The sequence below is a fragment of the Calidifontibacter terrae genome (assembly GCF_054778835.1).
In genome coordinates this window covers 1-15067 of sequence record NZ_BAAGZF010000004.1, presented here as the reverse complement: position 1 = coordinate 15067, position 15067 = coordinate 1, and the positions used below count along the sequence as shown (strand labels likewise).

Genomic DNA, 15067 nt, shown 5'->3' with positions numbered 1-15067 from the left:
CCGATCCACCGCACTCACAGACAGAGGCGGGGTGGAGGGAAATAGCGGACCGGGCACCGCCCTTCGGCTTCATCAGCTGCTGATTCCCAGCACGCCGAACAGGGCCGACCCTGCGGTCAGGAACACCCCGGCGATCAGAGCGATCACCGGGCCCATCGCTCCGTCGACCTGGCCGTGACGCAGCGCAGACATACCGGCCTTGCCGGTGCCGGCGAAGAACGCCCCGATCAGTGCGACACCGACCAGGAACGCGACCCATCCCAAGATGGTGGTCAGCTTGCCGGTGCCCGGCGGGCGCTGACCCACCGCGACAACGGCTTCGTGGACACCGGCCATCGCCGGGTGACTCATAACGGCAGTCATGCTCATGACTGGTCCGCCTCTCTCTGTGTGTGTGAACTGATTGGTGTACTTCCCACCCGGGCGGCGCGCTGCGCCTGACCCAGAAGGCTTTTGCGGGCCCGGCGCACCCGCGCTGGCCCATCGGTCGGAGCCAGCTGCGATCGCCAGCCCTCCACCCACTCGATGCGCCAGGTGCGGGGGAACGCCCGCGACACCGACAGCGCGGTACGGCTCATCGCCTCCCCCACCCGGGGGCCGTCGTCGACCAGGACCGCCCCCAGCAGTGGCAGGCCAACCAGGCCACCGGAGGCCCACTGGCGTGCTGCCCTCGCGGCCAGATCAAGCCCGTGCGCGTGGGTGCGAGCCACCAGCACCACCGGCACTCCTGCCGCGGCCAGGTCCAGGCCCACCCCGGTGTCCAGCGCGCTGTCACCGAGCACGCCGGCCAGCGTGGTGACCCCAGCGCCGCCGTGCAGCCCAACCAGCTGCAGCACCGCACCGAACGGCGGGTCGACCAGCTGGGTCGGCACCCGCAACGGCGGGTCCTGCGGTGCTGGAGCACCGGTGGGCTCGGCGGGGCCCGTCGTCATCACCAGGGCTTCGTCGACGTCGCCGGCGTCACGGTCCAGCACCTGCGTGCTGGCACCGGTCGCCTTCGGGGCCAGGAAGGGGTTGGTCCCCGCGGCCGACGGTCGCCCTCCACGGCCGAACATCACTGACCGCCCCCACCGGTCACGCGGCCGGGCGTCGACGCCTCGACCAGCACCGGGCCTGACCCGGTGATCAGCGTGAGCGTCCAGCCCCGCGCCGAGGTCGGGACGAACACGACCGTGTTCCCCAGCGCGCTGCTGGACAGCACCACCGGTTCCCCCGTCACCTTCTGCTCGGGGATCTGCGCGGGGTCGGTCAGGTCGATGCTGTGCCGCAACCCCGGCACGGCGTACTTCGCTACCGCGTCCGCCCACGTCTGACGCGGCACACCGCGGGTGTGAACCAGCGCCGTCACGTACGCCTTCGCCTGCGACAACGCAGCCGGCGGAACAGCGAACGTCGTCTTGCGTGACACCGGCGGGTTCGACGACGCCAAGGCATCACCCGCGGAGCTCGTCGACGAGGCGGACCCCGCCGGCGACAAGCTCCCCGAGCCCGCCCCGGAGGCCGCGGTCGAGCCGCCCCCACCGCAACCAGCGAGCAGCACCGCGGCCGCACCGCCCATACATGCCATACGCACTCGGTTGTTCCTTCTCATCACGTGCGACTCCTCCTCTTGCCTCTCGCCTGCCGGTCACTTGCGCCGGAAATACATCGCGCCGCCGTTGCTCGCGTAGAGCACTCCCGCGGAGGACCGCGCCTGCGGGGCGAAGCCCATCGAGGAGCCGTAGGCGTAGCTCGCTTCCGCGTAGTCGCCCTGCAGCCCCGGGACGGAGCCGATGAACAGCCACACGTGGGTCAGCGCAAAGTTGTTCGAGATCCCGACATCGCCCGGCCGCAGCTGCGACTTGCTCAGCTGGTTGCCGTAGCCGAGGAACTGCCAGTGCTGCTGCATCCAGGCCAGCTGAGTAGGGACGAACCCGGCTCCTTCGGCCTGCCGGCCGCCGTGGTTGTAGTTGGTGTCCCAGCCCGACACCGTCATCACCAACGACACAAACGCGCTGCAGTGGATCCCGTCGGGTCGTCCTGCCGGGATCTCGCCCGGGAAGTAGCCGTAGAACCCGCCCGAGCTCTTCGCAGTGGCGATCGCGGCCGCGTACCCCGGTTTCGGAGTGAGCCGACCGTCGACACCGGTCGGGTACGCCCAGGCCCGCACCGTGGCCTGCAGCGCGGCCGCTGAACCGTCGCCCTGACCGACGGTGCAGTCGTCCCCGCCGCTGACCGTGCCGCCGCCGTACTGCTGGGCGTAGTACAGGACGTCGTTCACGTACCAGTCGGCGTGGTTGTAGGCGTAGACCGCTTTGCGGACCCCCGCCGTGCCCTTCGAAGCGCCGCTGAGCACCAGGTAGTGCGCAGCGGTGAAGATCGCGTCCGGCACCGAGAGAATGTCGGTTTTCCCGTCGCCGTCCCCGTCGACTCCGACCGAGGCCCAGGTGGCGGGCATGAACTGCATCGGCCCCTGCGCGCCGGCGACCGAAGCGTGGATGTTGCGGCCCTGCTCGGTCTCTTCCATCCCGATACCCGCCAGCAACGTCCAAGGGAGCCCGTACTTGGCCCCGGCGCGCTGATACGCCGCCTGCCAGTCAGCCGGGATCGATGCAGCGGGGCGACCGATCGAGTCCTTGCGCGGGGTCCCCGGCGCTGGCAACGGGAAGCCTGCCGGCGAGCTCGAGGAGGTGGGATCGCCTGGAAGTGTCGCGTCCGCGGGGCTCACCGTCACCGGTGATACCGCCACGGCGACGTCGCCGCACTGGTTCTGTGCGGCCAGTGTGGTGTGCGCCGACTGCCCACCCATGGCCGAGAACAGGACGACCAGGAACATCAGCCCCGCGAACAGCGCCGCCAGCGACTTCACCGCGCGCCACCGCCTTCGCGCGCAACGGCGTACAACATCGGCTGGTGGCCGTCGGCAGTGCAGATCAGTGCCAGGCCGCCGGCGTCCCCGACCGGCCCTACCGGCTCCGTTCCATCGGCAGCAGCGGCCGTGTGCACCGACCCAGTCGCCGGGTCGACCCAAGCCGTTCCGGCCTCGGTGACGCCGTACACCACCGACCCCAGCCCCGTGGTCTGCCAGGAGGCCGGCAGCGCGTGCGCTGCACCCGACGTCAGATCCACCACCGACGTGCCATACACGCCATACGTCCCGGACGGCGCGACGCGCAGCGCCGGCTGTGCAGGGTCACCGCCCTCGTCAGTCGGGACCGGCTTAGACGCCCACACCGTCTTGCCGGTGAAGTCGACCAAGTGCAGCTCGACCTGGGTGCCGTCCGTGGCGCCGTACGCCGCTACGAAGCCTCGGCTGGTCTGCCCGACGACTCCGCGCCACGACAGCCCCTTCGTCGCAGGCAGCGGCTTCGGGTTACCAGCGACCCTGTCCGAAGACACGGTCCACACGCCCTGACTCCCCGCCACGAGCAACCTCGTGCCGCTGACCCCCACCGCTGAGGCGCCGGCCGGGAGTACTCGCCCCTGCAGCCCCTTGCCAGTCGCGATCGATGCGTGCGGGCCAGGGCCTTGGATCACCACGCCCGAGGGCGTCACCCGGACCGCTCCATCACTGGGCAGCGCCCACTTCCCGCGCTGAGCACCACTGCGGGGATCCCACGCGAACACCGACGTCGAGGTCGTCGCGACCGCGACCGGGTGACCATCCAGGAGCGACATCGTCACCCCGGCGCTCACCGGGTCACCCGTTTTGGCGGTCCAGACGGTTCCCCCCGTGATCGCGTTCACTCCGGAGACTCGTGACCCATCGCCGGTGGGCACCACCACGGTGTCTCCAGCCACCGCTGGTGTCAGCCCGCTCGACAGGTCCGCGGTCTGCGTCGACCAGGTCGCCACCGCCGACCATCCCGAGGGTGCCTGGACGGGCAGCTGTGTCGGTGTCGGCGTGGCCCGCGTGGGTGCCGCTGCACTGGTCGTCGCGGCGCGTGTCTCGGCTGGGGCCGAGGAGATCGTGACAACCGCAGCGACCAGCGCCGGTATCGCCACTCCCCCCGCCAGGGCCAGCGGCAGCCACTTTCGCCGGCGACCCTGCTGGCCACGGCCCGGCTCTGTCGCGGTCTGGTCCAGCACAGTGCCGTCACCAGTGACGACCATCTCGTAGTGGCCCTCACCCCACGTCCCGATGGCACGCACCGCCTGGACTCCGGGCCGGTTCGCTGCCACACCAGCTGCGTGCGCGATGAGCGCGTCCCGCACGGGTCCTTCGTCAGGTCCACTACCGACCGGCGCGCCGTCTGCGAGACCCGTGAACTGCTCCCCCTCGTCACGCAGCTCCAACCGCACGACCGGGTACACCGGCACCCGGGCGATATCGACAGTGCCGTCCATTACGCGCCTTCTCCCGGCAGGAGATCGACTGAGGAGGGGCGGGTAGACACCGATGTGTCCGCTCGACAAGCGGACCCCAAGAGGGCGAGAGCGTGCTCGTGACGCAGCGTGGCTTCGTGCCAGGCGTCAAGGGAGCTCATCGTGGAGGACACGACAGAACCTCGCTCGTCGAAAGTCACGGCAAGGGCGGCAGCGGCGGCACGAGCGGCGTACTGCTTGGCGGCCTGAGTCAGGGCCTCGGAGAGGACTTCCTCTGCGATCGAGTTGTACCGTCCATCGCTTATGCGCAGGCTGAACCCTTGCCCAAATACCTCCATAGCACTAATGCTATAGCAGCAAAGCGGCTGAGGGAACCAGCTCGATCAGTGGCTAACTGCTTGGATGGGGTAGTTGAATGCGCATGCGGATGGCAGTCAGTACCAAGAGGCGAAGGGATCGCGGCGAGGTGCCAGGAGATTTCACGACGGAGCTTCGGTGGTGTCTGGCCACGATCCCCGACGCCAACAACCGTCGGATGACGACCGAACGGATGGTCGCCCTGGTCAACGAGGCAGCGGCTGCTGCTGGCGACGAGACGCGCCTGTCGGTGTCGTACGCCAACCAGCTTCGCCAAGGACTCCGGTCCAACCCCTCGGGAGCGCTGGTTGCTGCGATCGCTCGCGCCTTCGCCATACCGGTGGGGTTCTTCTTCGACGACCAGCTCAACGCGGCGATCAAGGCCGGTGCCGGGCGGGGTATCGACGCGCGCGAAGCAGTGGTCTCGGATGTGCAGGACCGCATACGACACTTGACACCTGAGCAGTTGGCCACGGTTGTCTCGCTGCTTGATGGCTTCGCCACTGCTCGCACGCCCAACTAGGCGGCCGGGGGCCGCAGGATCCGCCGTCCCAACTCGAGCGGCACTGCAGCCGCCCCCACTGCGTTCAGCATCTCTCGCAGAAGCGCATCCGGATCTTCGTCGTCTGCGGGATGCCGTCCCAAGTACGCGCGGCACATCTGCTCCCAGACCAGGCAGTCTTCGACTGCCTGAAGCGCGCTCCCCTGATCCACCATCCCGGTCCCCTTCGCGTGCGCAACTTGTCGTTGAACGCGTCGAGTCTTGCCCGACAAGATATTTTCATCAAGGCGAGCGACTCAGAAATTACGGTCTCTTTACTTGCTCTGTGAGTGGGCTTGACCTCCCGGGTTCGACCGCGTCATACAGCCCTGGACAGTCGACACCGGAGCCGTGGTTGACTCATCTCGGTCAGTCCACGCGAACGACTAGAGCAGTCCACGCGAACGACTAGAGGTGGGTAGGTAAATGACGGCGGACAGCGACGCGCCGTACGCCTTCGACGGTGTCGCGGACCACCTCGCCCGGTTGCGCGAGGTCCGGCTTCATCTGTCGCCGAACGGGGAGCTAGTCGCTTGGTCCGATGATGAGATTGCCGCCCAGGTTCGGCGCAAGGGTGTCCCCATGACACGGGCCTACGTCCAGCAGCTCAGCAGTGGATCGACAGCCAACCCGACCGCTCAGAAGTTGCTCGGCCTCGCCCTGGCCTTCGACGTCAGTCCGATCTACTTCTTCTCCGCGGCCGCCAGACGTCGGATCAACCGCCAGCTCGACGCCGACCTCGAGCAGCTGCGCAAACAAGTCCTATTCGGTGATGCTCAAGCCGGCGAGGACCAGCACTAGCACCGCAGCAAGCACGGTCAGAGCCCACGGCACGCCGGCGAGCCCGACCACAGCGGCAAACAGCACGAACCCTGTCGGGCCGCCAGCCACTACCGCCGTCGAACGCACGGCCTGCACACGGCCCTGCAACCCGGCCGGCGTCCTTTCCTTGAGCGTTCCGCCCAGCACCGCGGGTCCGAACCCGGTGCTGAATCCCGCCACCACGCAGACGACAGCCGCGGCTACCCACGATGAGGGCCAGCCGAGGATGGCGAGGGCAGCAGCCGTGGGGATCAGCGAGAACAGGGCGGCACGCATCGGGCGCTGCACGCGATCGCCGAACCTGGCGATGGTTAAAGCGCCGACCAATGCGCCGGCTGCGTATCCGCCGTCGACGACACCGAACTCGAGCGCAGACCAGTGGTGAAGACGTGCCAGCAGGGGCACGCCCGCCACGATCGGCGGTGTGAGAACCACGTTTGCGGCGAAGAACAGGATCAAAATCCGCCGCAGCGCGGGCACCCTCCAGGCGTCCCTCCATCCCGAGCGTGCCGAGGACCAAAGGCTTCCTTGTGCCAGCTCAGTCTCTGGATCCCCCTGCACCGATCGGCGGAGTCCGACCAGCAACACCAGGCCGACGGCGAGCAACGCGGCGATGACCAGCGCCACCCATCCTGAGGACTGCCAGACGATCACTGCTCCGGCCAGCGGTCCGGACGCGAGCAGCCCGACCTCGCGGAGGGCCGAAAGTGCTCCCTGCAGACCACGTTGCACCTCTGGGGCACCGGGAGCCTCGGTGCTCAACGCCTCCATCGCAGGTTCGTGCACTCCGTCGACAACGCCGTAAGCGGCCGCCACAGCAACCAGAACCGCTGTCGGCCACGAGCCAAAAAGCGACGTGGCTAGCACAACGAGAACGAGCACACGGACGGCGAGAGTCCACACCACAACACGACCAGAGCCCCACCGATCGCCTACCGCCCCTCCCCCAAGAACGAGCACGGCGAGCTTCAGCACCGACGCCACACCGATGACGGCAATGGCCGCCAGCCGGTCCGTGCTGTGCGCTGCCACCCAGCCCAACAGGACGAAGAACAGGCCATCGGCAAGCGCGTCGAGGCCGTACGACGCGACGTACCGCCGCATGGTGCCGACCGCGAACCACTGCTGCCCGGCAGATGTAGTCACAGACCCCCCTTGAGTCACAGCATCCCTCGCGTCACAGAGCCTCGTGATCTAACGGTGGCGGAGGACCCCACGGGAACACCGCGAACGTTCGGAAGATCGGTCGCTCGCCTCGCCGACCGTGCAGCGCCCGCCGCTCCTCGACCCGCTTCCGGAACGCCACCATGAGGTCTTGAAGCTGGCCGTCCAACCAGTCGAGCTCGTCTGGCTCGCAGTGCGCCACGTTGTCAGTGGCGATCTCGTGCGCGCTCCATTCCGCGGGCCACTCGGACCAGCGGGTGCGGGCCCAGTGCCGCATCCGGTGGATCCGTCGTTCCGTCAGCACTCGCTCGAATTCTTGAGCGGCACCGGTCAACTCGACGTCCTGAGGGTCGACCCCCGTCCAGTGGACTCCACCTGCGAGGCCTGCCCCCTCCTTGAAGCGTGCGACCGTGCCAGTCACCTCCGACTCGACGAGCCCAGCGTCCAGAAGGGTCTCCAGGTGCACGCGCCGCAGACCCGGTCGGGCTTGAGGAGCCAGGTCACCTACGGCAACTAGCCACGCCCCCAACTCCGGCTCTGTCATCGGCCCATTGGCCTTGAGCGCGTCGATGATCGCAACGCGAGTAGGTGATGACAGCGCTAGAAAGAAGCCCAGCCTGGCCTCTCGCTCCTCAGGCGTGGTGGTCATGGTGCGAACCTAGTTGTCACCGCTTGTCGACAGCTATTCCCCGTCATCTCTAGAATCAGTAAGAAATCAGCGTCCATAACCCACCGGGAGCCACCATGCGCAAACTGCTCGCCATCGCGGCGGCCGCCCTCACCTTGGCGACGGTTGCGCCCACCGGTTCTGCGTCCGCAACGACGTACCACGCCTCCGCGTACCGCGGCTGCGGTTGGTGCTGAGCCGTGTAGCCGCTGTTCCTCCACACCCCTAACACTATAGTGTTAGGGGTGTCGCGTTATCTCGTGCGCGGCGCTCAGCATTAGACACGCCGGGGGAGGTCATATGGATATCAACCGCTGTTGCACTAGCGTCACGCGCATGACTGCACGGTCGAAGAGGCGCGGAGTTGAGACTGTCCCGCTTTACGCCGACATCACCCCCGAAGCGAAGAGCGTCATTGACGCGATCGCAGGCGCGACCGGCGCCCGTAAGAACTTCGTGATTGAGCAGATCATGGCCCACATAGACGTCGACGACGCCGGGGTGCCGACTTGGTGGCCCGTCCAGCAGCAGGAGCAGCTGCCGATGACCGGATGACGCTTCGCGGCAGTGCCGCGACATAACGAAGGCCCCCGCGCCAACGGGGGCCCTCCGAGAAATCGAGTTCACGCTCGATCCCTTATTCACCTTCTCCGCCAAGAGAGGTGGCTGCTTGCTGCCCACGATACCTCCTACCCATTTTCCGGTCCAGCTTCCGCGCTCACTCGATGCAGCGTGGCGCGCCCACCGCGAATGTGCTCCCGAGCATGCGCGCATGGTGGAGCACACCTGCCGGACCCGACCGGCCGTACTCCCACGCCGTCACCAGGACGACCGCGGCCACGGCCGGCGGATGCGCTGCGTTGACGTCGACGACCAGGGCCAGCGCACTGCCGTCGACCGATGGGTGACCCGCAAGGGCCACCGAACGGTCGCCCCGGAGGGCGCCTATTCCTCCGTCGTCGCGTGGCAGAGCCGCGAGCACTGGCTGACGTTCATCGTCCCCGCCATGCTTGCCCTGCACGCTGACAAGCTGCATCGCCGCGTCTCCAAGAGCCTGCTAACCCGCTATCTCACCGTGCGGTCCGGTTATGCCAACCCCACCACCGGCCGGCGCTGCATCGTCCGTCCGGACACCATCGCCTCCGTCCTTGGTGTCACGAAGCGGCAGGTGCAGCTCTGCGCGCTCGTAGCCCGCGAGATCGGCCTCGAGGTCGTCATCCAGACAGGACGGATGCTGACCATGGAAGAACGCTGGCCTCTGATCCGGGCCGGCTCGCGCCAGCGTGGGTTGTCCACAGAGGTCGCCTTCACGATTCCCCGTGCCACTGTTCGCACCCTGGGGATTTTCACCCCCCCAGGAGGTCCCTCCTTTGGAGGGAAACATCACTCCCGAACTACTCACCTCCCACACGACAAGCCGACCGCAAGCGGTCGAAAGAAGGACGCCGCTTCGCGGCGACCGCCCCGACAAGAGGGGCGGCGGTGGATCGCGGCCCGCAGGCTTGCCGTTGAAGTGGCCCAGATCGTGCCCTGGTGCCGTTCTGAGGCGATTTCACGCCTCTCCCCTGCCCTGATGCGGTTCGCGACCGCCACAGCGCCGTGGGAGGCCACAGACGTGGTCATCGCGCTGCGGGGATCAGCTGGTCGACGGGGTCAGAACTTCGACGAGCTGACCCTTGACCGGATCCGGACCCGGCCGGCGGCGCTCCTGGCGGGCCTGCTGCGCGACCTGGACGTCGTCGCCGACCATCCCCGCCAGCTCGAGCTCGAGGAGGCCGCCATTCCCGAGCACGACTGCGACCACGGCTGGATCACCGTCCGCGATGCTGAGGGCCGCGAGGCCGGCCTGACCAGGTGTGCAGGCGGCCCGGCCTGTGCCAGGGCTCACGCTCGACGGGCCGAGGAGCACTAGCGGCCCGACACCGGGGTTTCAGCGGGCACCGAACGCCCGGTTCGGGTCGGCCGGCACTGGTCTCAGGTCGGCCGCGGGGATCCAGCGCTGCACCACCACGGCGTCACCGTCTGGGGGTTCCTCGCCCTCCGCGGCCGTCACCACTAACGCCTCCCACACGTAGGAGCGGCGGCGCCAGGCGAGGACCAGGCCGGGCGTGGGCGGCTCCAGCGGATGCCGAGCCGGCCCAGCATGGCCCCGGCCGCCGCGCACCCACACGAACCGGGTGCCCCGCGGCGCCGGCCAGGTCCTCTCGGCTCGCGTCTGCCCCACCCCGGGAGTCTATTCGAACACGTGTACCCATTTTACGAGCACGCCGAGCACCACTCCTGTCTCGGTCTCGGGATCACCGCAAAAAGGGCGAGGCGGAGGGCTCGTGTGACACGAGAAATCCGGGCCCGTGATGTCACACACGGGCAGCGCAGAGCTCTCGTCGATCAGTGACGCATCGTTGACCCGAAAGGACAACTCAGATGAATAACCCCCGCTTTTCGCGCTGCCGCCGCTTCCTGGCCGCGGTGGTCGTCGCTGCGGCAGCTGGCCTGGCCGTCGACGCGATCGAAGCCACCGGCCACAACCTCCTCGCCGCCGGCGTCGACCAGGGCCAGGTGACGTGCCCGGTGCAGCCGTCAGTCCCGGCCACGCCCTGGCGGGCGTGACTGTGTTCAGCGGGGCGGCCGCGGCCTTCGGCCTCTGATCGGCCGCCCCGCCGACGGTCCGCTCTCAGCGTGGCTGGGTTTGGCACGCGCAGGGCTCTCCCAGCCTGACACCGCGGGGACCCCGACCTGTCAAGGCTCTCCGCTGCGCTCCGATCGCTGCGCGACGGCCTGCGGCCGGCCTGGACAGCCCACCCTCACGGCGTCAGTCAGGGGTCGCCCCACGCGGGCCGCCGCCGGATCGCCCGGCGGCGATCTACAGAAGGGAGGCGAGGCCAAGTGTCGAACGCCCAGCAGTGGATCGAGCTGGCGACTTCGGTCGTCACGCTCGCCACAGCGGTTGTGACGCTTGGCGCCGCGGTCAGTAGCCGTCGTCGCGAAAGCGAGAGGCGCCCACGAGCTAGAACTCGTGGACGCCGGCGGCCTGGCCGCTAACCCAAGAGGGAGGGTCCTGGTCATCCGGGCCGGGGCCCTTCCCTTGGGCCCGATTCTACCGCCGCATCACGACCCCAGGGAGCCGCCGATGAACACACTCCTCAACCTCATCCTCATCGCCATCAACCTCGAACTCCTCCGCCGCATCCGCCACTAACCCCGTCCCCGGTCGCAACGACCGGGGGCGAGTACGCGCAGCCATCAGCTGCCCGGCTGTTCTTCGCTGCGCTCAGATGCGGAGGCCGCTTCGCGGCCACTGCACTTGAGGAGGGGATGGCCCGGATTGGCGGGGTTTTTCGCGTCTCGTTCCACTATCTCAACTATCAAGACAGCATTCCCCAGGCATTCCACTATCTCCACTATGTCCACTACAATGGAGAAGTCAGACCGGGTACCACCCATTCCGTGAAAGGAACCATCGTGACCGACACGAAGAACACCCAGCAGCACACCACCGAACTGGTCGAGGTCGACCCGCGCACCGTGACCATCGGGACGAACGTGCGCCTTGACGCACGCCTGGACAAGCCCTTCATTGCCTCGGTCAGGGATCGCGGCGTGCTGCTGCCGATCCGGGCCTACCGGGACGCGGACGGCGGCATCGTCGCCGTGGACGGCCAGCGCCGCACCCTCGCCGCCGTCGAGGCCGGGGTGGCCACCATCCCGGCGTACGTCTCCCCCTCCCCCGAAGATGCGGAGCGGATCGTGGACCAGCTGGCCGCGAACGACCACCGCACGGCCCTGACCGCTGGGGAGCATGCGGCGGCGTTCGAGCAGTTGGCAGGCTTCGGACTCAGCGCCGCACAGATCGCCAAGCGCACCGGCCACAAGCGCGCCCAGGTCAACGCGGGCCTGGCCGCTGCCGCGTCCGAGGCAGCGCGGGACGCACTCAGCGCCCACGACGCCCTCACCATCGACCAGGCCGCTGGCCTGGCCGAGGTCGACGACGACCCCGAAGCCGTCGCACGGCTGATGAAGGCGCTGACCGAGGGACAGTTCGACCACACCCTGCAGCGGATCCGCGACGACCGGGCCGAAGCGCAGGCCCGCGCCGAACTGACCGCCACACTGACCGCCGCCAACGTGACCGTGATCGACCAGCCCAGCCACGAGGACCGCAAGGCCGCGCAGTTGAGCAACCTCAAGGGCAACGACAACGGCGGCCTCGGCGTCGAGGAACACGCCGCCTGCGCAGGGCACGCGGCCTACCTCGTCCGTAGCTGGCGCGACCAGCAGATCACGCCGGTCTACGTCTGCACCGACTGGCGCACGCACGGCCACCAGGACCGCTTCGGCAGCAGCAGCACCACCAAGAAGCCCGTCGCCGACATGAGCGACAGCGAGCGGGAGGCAGCCGCCGCCCAGCGACGCGACGTGATCGAGTCCAACAAGGCGTGGAAGGCGGCCGAGACCGTACGCCGCGAGTGGGTCACCAAGTTCCTCACCCGCAAGAGCGCCCCGAAGGGCACCGCCGCCTACATCGCCGCCGCGCTGTTCTACGACACTCACGGGCTGAACAAGAACACCGGCGGCGACCTGGTCGAAGCCTTCACCGGCCACCGGGGCGGCTACCGCGACCCCGCCGCGCAAGGGGCCCTCGACCAGGCGACCGAGGGCCGCGCCACCGTGTTGGCCCTGGGGTACGTGCTCGCGGCCGCCGAAGCCGGGACCGGCACCCACTCCTGGCGGGACGTCGGCAGGGACACCGCCCGCTACCTGCGGTTCCTGGCCGCCAACGGTTACACCCTCTCCCCCGTCGAGGAACGCGCCGCAGGCATCAAGAAGCGCACCACCAGGAAGTAACCACCCGGGGCCGGCGACCGCAGGGCGACCTGCGGTCGCCGGCTGCTGCGCAGCCGGATGGCGGCGTCGGCTTCGCCGACCCGGTTATCTGCCAGTCGAGGGCCGGGCGCGCGCTCCGCAAGCTCCGCGCGACACCAAGCCCGGCCCGCCTGGCTCGGAGCGGCCTTCGGCCGCGCTCAGAGCTTTGAGGAGGGGATGGCCCGGATTGGCGGGGTTTTTCGCGTCTCGTTCCACTATCTCAACTATCAAGACAGCATCCCCTAGGCATTCCACTATCTCCACTATGTCCACTACAATGGAGAAGTCAGACCGGGTACCAACCGAAAGGACAACCACCATGAGCATGAACCTCCGAAAGGTCACCGAGGTCGTTGGCTGGATTGAGAGCCACCTCCAGGTCGTGCCGCAGAACGCCCTCGTCGTTGTGGTGCTGGCGCACCAGCGCATGCTGTGCACACTGCACATGCGCGAGGTCGGGCAGCTGTCAGCAGAGGAGCTGCACGACAGCCTCAGTGACGCGATGCGCAGCATTGCCCGGCAGTCCCCCGAACAACCGACCAAAGCCCTCGTCGTCAGCTATGGGGACGACCACGACACAGCCATGAAGGTGGCGCGGAGCGCGGCGGATCCGCTGGCAGCGCTCGCGCTGACGGTGAGCCTGATGACCGTCAGCGACGGGCAGATCCGCGACGAGAGCGGCGCACCGCTCGGCACTGTCAGCGAGGCGCGCGACAGCAACGCTGGAACGTACGCCCGGATGATGCACGGCCGCCCGGACGAGAACCTGGCCAGCGTCACCGAGGGGTGGCAGGGCCAGGACGGCACACTGACCCCCGGAGAGGCCACGACCGAGGTCGATGCCCTCGTGGCCCTCCTGCGCGGCGAGGAACCCACCGACGACCAGGCGCGCACCATTCTGGCGCAGGTGGCGAGCATCCCGATTCGGGACAGCATCCTGGCCGCGATGACACCCGAGACGCTGGGAGGAAACACCGACGGACTCGTAGCCATCGACTCCGACCGGATCAAGGCCGCAGTCGATGCAGGGTCCGCACGCGACCACATCATCGCCCTGCAGCGGCTCGCTGGCCGGACAAAGAACGGCCAGCGAGCCCCGGTGCTGTGCTTCGCGGCCGCGCTTCTGTGGTTCCACGACCAGTCATCCATCCACGCGCGGGCCGCCGCCGAGGAAGCGTTGGTCGATGAGCCAGACCACACCCTGGCGCGGCTGCTGGCGCAGATCATCGCCTTGGGCATTCGCCCCAACGGCAAGCCCTAGGCGCAGGCGGGGAGGACCCTGAACCGGGTCCTCCCCCAGCCCCTGGGGGGCCGACGCGGCCGGCCCGGCGTCCGGGTCCGCTGGCGCGTCCCCGGCCACCAGCCCGGCCGCGCTCATTGCCTGGGTTGAGTGGTCGCGCTTGGCGGGAGTAGGTGCGCGGTCGCCGGCTGCTGCGCAGCCGGATGGCGGCGTCGGCTTCGCCGACCCGGTTATCTGCCAGTCGAGGGCCGGGCGCGCGCTCCGCAAGCTCCGCGCGACACCAAGCCCGGCCCGACTGGCTCGGAGCGGCCTTCGGCCGCGCTCAGAGCTTTGAGGAGGGGTGGACCCGGTTTGGCGGGGTTTTTCGCGTCTCGTTCCACTATCTCAACTATCAAGACAGCACCCCCGAAGCATTCCACTATCTCCACTATGTCCACTATGTCCACTATAATGTAGAAGTCAGACCGGGTACCAACCGAAAGGAAAGACCGATGGAGACCATCACCAGCGGAGACACCGAGATCCTGTTCCGCCCCGGGCAGAACCGCACCGATTTCGCCGCGCTGCCTGAGCTGCCGTCACCGGACGTCGCGCGCTGCGGCGACGGATACGACTGGATGGATGCGCTGGACGGCTGGCAGGTCGTCCCGCTGTGGGGGCGCGACGGGTACGACCTCGGCCGCTGGCCGCTGCTGATCCTGGCCGTCGCAACGGTCGGACTCGCAGACTCCCCCGTCTATGGCGTCGCCACCTACATCGAGGGCGATGTGACGGTCCAGGCGTTCAACCGCCCCGCCGACACCAACGACGCGATCAGCCGGTGAGCGTTCTCCGTGTGGACGTACGAGGAGAACGGGCCGCGCGATCTCCCGGCCAACTTCGACCAGGTGCCCGCTGAACTGCGCACGCCGTATCTCCCCTGACAGAGCATCCGGCTTGGGGGTGGGTACCCAACCCCGCCCCCAAGCCGGCTCCAGCCGAAGTCCCCCAATGAGTGGCGCAGGGGCGACCTGCGGTCGCCGGCTGCTGCGCAGCCGGATGGCGGCGTCGGCTTCGCCGACCCGGTTATCTGCCAGTCGAGGGCCGGGCGCGCGCTCCGCAAGCTCCG

General features: G+C 68.5%; 16 protein-coding genes. 8 read left to right on the top strand and 8 right to left on the bottom strand.

Annotation, left to right across the window (positions count from 1 at the left end; translation table 11 throughout):
- Nucleotides 1–72: 72 nt before the first annotated feature.
- From ACYU98_RS06770 to ACYU98_RS06750, 5 genes are read right to left on the bottom strand one after another with little or no spacing between them, the layout of a single operon-like run.
- Nucleotides 73–369 carry a hypothetical protein gene (locus tag ACYU98_RS06770; RefSeq protein WP_460467441.1) on the bottom strand — a complete coding sequence of 99 codons (297 nt, stop codon included), beginning with the start codon at nt 367–369 and terminating at the stop codon, nt 73–75.
- Nucleotides 366–1055: a DUF6668 family protein gene (locus ACYU98_RS06765; RefSeq protein WP_460467440.1), complete on the bottom strand. Its 690-nt coding sequence runs from the start codon at nt 1053–1055 to the stop codon at nt 366–368. The genes ACYU98_RS06770 and ACYU98_RS06765 overlap by 4 nt, the downstream gene beginning before the upstream one ends.
- The gene (locus ACYU98_RS06760; protein ID WP_460467439.1) at nt 1055–1573 is read right to left on the bottom strand and encodes a hypothetical protein; all 519 of its coding nucleotides are present in this window, start codon (nt 1571–1573) and stop codon (nt 1055–1057) included. Before ACYU98_RS06760 ends, ACYU98_RS06765 begins: the two co-directional genes overlap by 1 nt.
- Nucleotides 1574–1627: 54 nt before the next feature.
- Nucleotides 1628–2848, bottom strand: coding sequence for a lytic transglycosylase domain-containing protein (locus ACYU98_RS06755; protein ID WP_460467438.1), 1221 nt, complete (start codon nt 2846–2848; stop codon nt 1628–1630).
- A complete protein-coding gene (locus tag ACYU98_RS06750) occupies nt 2845–4326 on the bottom strand; it encodes a hypothetical protein (RefSeq protein ID WP_460467437.1) in 1482 nt (493 codons plus the stop codon). The genes ACYU98_RS06755 and ACYU98_RS06750 overlap by 4 nt, the downstream gene beginning before the upstream one ends.
- A 445-nt stretch (nt 4327–4771) precedes the next feature.
- Here ACYU98_RS06750 and ACYU98_RS06745 point away from each other — a divergent pair, with 445 nt between their 5' ends.
- The gene (locus ACYU98_RS06745; protein ID WP_460467436.1) at nt 4772–5185 is read left to right on the top strand and encodes a hypothetical protein; all 414 of its coding nucleotides are present in this window, start codon (nt 4772–4774) and stop codon (nt 5183–5185) included.
- Nucleotides 5186–5629: 444 nt separating this feature from the next.
- Nucleotides 5630–6004: a hypothetical protein gene (locus ACYU98_RS06740; RefSeq protein ID WP_460467435.1), complete on the top strand. Its 375-nt coding sequence runs from the start codon at nt 5630–5632 to the stop codon at nt 6002–6004.
- Here the strand turns inward: ACYU98_RS06740 and ACYU98_RS06735 are convergent.
- Both ACYU98_RS06735 and ACYU98_RS06730 read right to left on the bottom strand, forming a co-directional pair.
- Nucleotides 5966–7171 carry an MFS transporter gene (locus tag ACYU98_RS06735; protein ID WP_460467434.1) on the bottom strand — a complete coding sequence of 402 codons (1206 nt, stop codon included), beginning with the start codon at nt 7169–7171 and terminating at the stop codon, nt 5966–5968. The two genes, ACYU98_RS06740 and ACYU98_RS06735, sit on opposite strands and share 39 nt — an antisense overlap.
- Nucleotides 7172–7202: 31 nt before the next feature.
- Entirely contained in the window at nt 7203–7838 is a 636-nt protein-coding gene (locus ACYU98_RS06730; protein WP_460467433.1) for a winged helix-turn-helix domain-containing protein, read from the bottom strand.
- 354 nt (nt 7839–8192) lie between these two features.
- Here ACYU98_RS06730 and ACYU98_RS06725 point away from each other — a divergent pair, with 354 nt between their 5' ends.
- Both ACYU98_RS06725 and ACYU98_RS06720 read left to right on the top strand, forming a co-directional pair.
- Nucleotides 8193–8411, top strand: coding sequence for a hypothetical protein (locus ACYU98_RS06725; RefSeq protein ID WP_460467432.1), 219 nt, complete (start codon nt 8193–8195; stop codon nt 8409–8411).
- A gap of 217 nt (nt 8412–8628) precedes the next feature.
- On the top strand, nt 8629–9768 hold the full coding sequence (locus tag ACYU98_RS06720) for a hypothetical protein (protein ID WP_460467431.1): 1140 nt from the start codon (nt 8629–8631) through the stop codon (nt 9766–9768).
- An 18-nt stretch (nt 9769–9786) separates the two neighbouring features.
- Here the strand turns inward: ACYU98_RS06720 and ACYU98_RS06715 are convergent, their stop codons facing one another.
- Nucleotides 9787–10080, bottom strand: coding sequence for a hypothetical protein (locus ACYU98_RS06715; protein WP_460467430.1), 294 nt, complete (start codon nt 10078–10080; stop codon nt 9787–9789).
- A gap of 200 nt (nt 10081–10280) precedes the next feature.
- Here ACYU98_RS06715 and ACYU98_RS06710 point away from each other — a divergent pair, with 200 nt between their 5' ends.
- The 4 genes from ACYU98_RS06710 to ACYU98_RS06695 all read left to right on the top strand — a co-directional run bounded on the left by ACYU98_RS06710 (nt 10281) and on the right by ACYU98_RS06695 (nt 14783).
- On the top strand, nt 10281–10466 hold the full coding sequence (locus ACYU98_RS06710) for a hypothetical protein (protein WP_460467429.1): 186 nt from the start codon (nt 10281–10283) through the stop codon (nt 10464–10466).
- Between the two features lie 852 nt (nt 10467–11318).
- Nucleotides 11319–12701: a ParB/RepB/Spo0J family partition protein gene (locus ACYU98_RS06705; protein ID WP_460467428.1), complete on the top strand. Its 1383-nt coding sequence runs from the start codon at nt 11319–11321 to the stop codon at nt 12699–12701.
- A 337-nt stretch (nt 12702–13038) separates the two neighbouring features.
- Complete coding sequence (locus tag ACYU98_RS06700; protein ID WP_460467427.1) at nt 13039–13980, top strand: DUF4192 family protein; 942 nt, start codon at nt 13039–13041, stop codon at nt 13978–13980.
- A gap of 470 nt (nt 13981–14450) precedes the next feature.
- Nucleotides 14451–14783, top strand: a complete 333-nt coding sequence (locus ACYU98_RS06695) for a hypothetical protein (protein ID WP_460467426.1) — start codon at nt 14451–14453, stop codon at nt 14781–14783.
- The last annotated feature ends 284 nt before the right edge of the window (nt 14784–15067 follow it).

Excerpts from the sequence above, each read along its gene's own strand:
- ACYU98_RS06740 (WP_460467435.1), top strand. The coding sequence starts at position 5,630 with ATGACGGCGGACAGCGACGCGCCGTACGCCTTCGACGGTGTCGCGGAC.
- ACYU98_RS06750 (WP_460467437.1), bottom strand. The coding sequence starts at position 4,326 with ATGGACGGCACTGTCGATATCGCCCGGGTGCCGGTGTACCCGGTCGTG.
- ACYU98_RS06730 (WP_460467433.1), bottom strand. The coding sequence starts at position 7,838 with ATGACCACCACGCCTGAGGAGCGAGAGGCCAGGCTGGGCTTCTTTCTA.
- ACYU98_RS06700 (WP_460467427.1), top strand. The coding sequence starts at position 13,039 with ATGAGCATGAACCTCCGAAAGGTCACCGAGGTCGTTGGCTGGATTGAG.
- ACYU98_RS06720 (WP_460467431.1), top strand. The coding sequence starts at position 8,629 with ATGGTGGAGCACACCTGCCGGACCCGACCGGCCGTACTCCCACGCCGT.
- ACYU98_RS06710 (WP_460467429.1), top strand. The coding sequence starts at position 10,281 with ATGAATAACCCCCGCTTTTCGCGCTGCCGCCGCTTCCTGGCCGCGGTG.
- ACYU98_RS06725 (WP_460467432.1), top strand. The coding sequence starts at position 8,193 with ATGACTGCACGGTCGAAGAGGCGCGGAGTTGAGACTGTCCCGCTTTAC.
- ACYU98_RS06770 (WP_460467441.1), bottom strand. The coding sequence starts at position 369 with ATGAGCATGACTGCCGTTATGAGTCACCCGGCGATGGCCGGTGTCCAC.
- ACYU98_RS06765 (WP_460467440.1), bottom strand. The coding sequence starts at position 1,055 with ATGTTCGGCCGTGGAGGGCGACCGTCGGCCGCGGGGACCAACCCCTTC.
- ACYU98_RS06695 (WP_460467426.1), top strand. The coding sequence starts at position 14,451 with ATGGAGACCATCACCAGCGGAGACACCGAGATCCTGTTCCGCCCCGGG.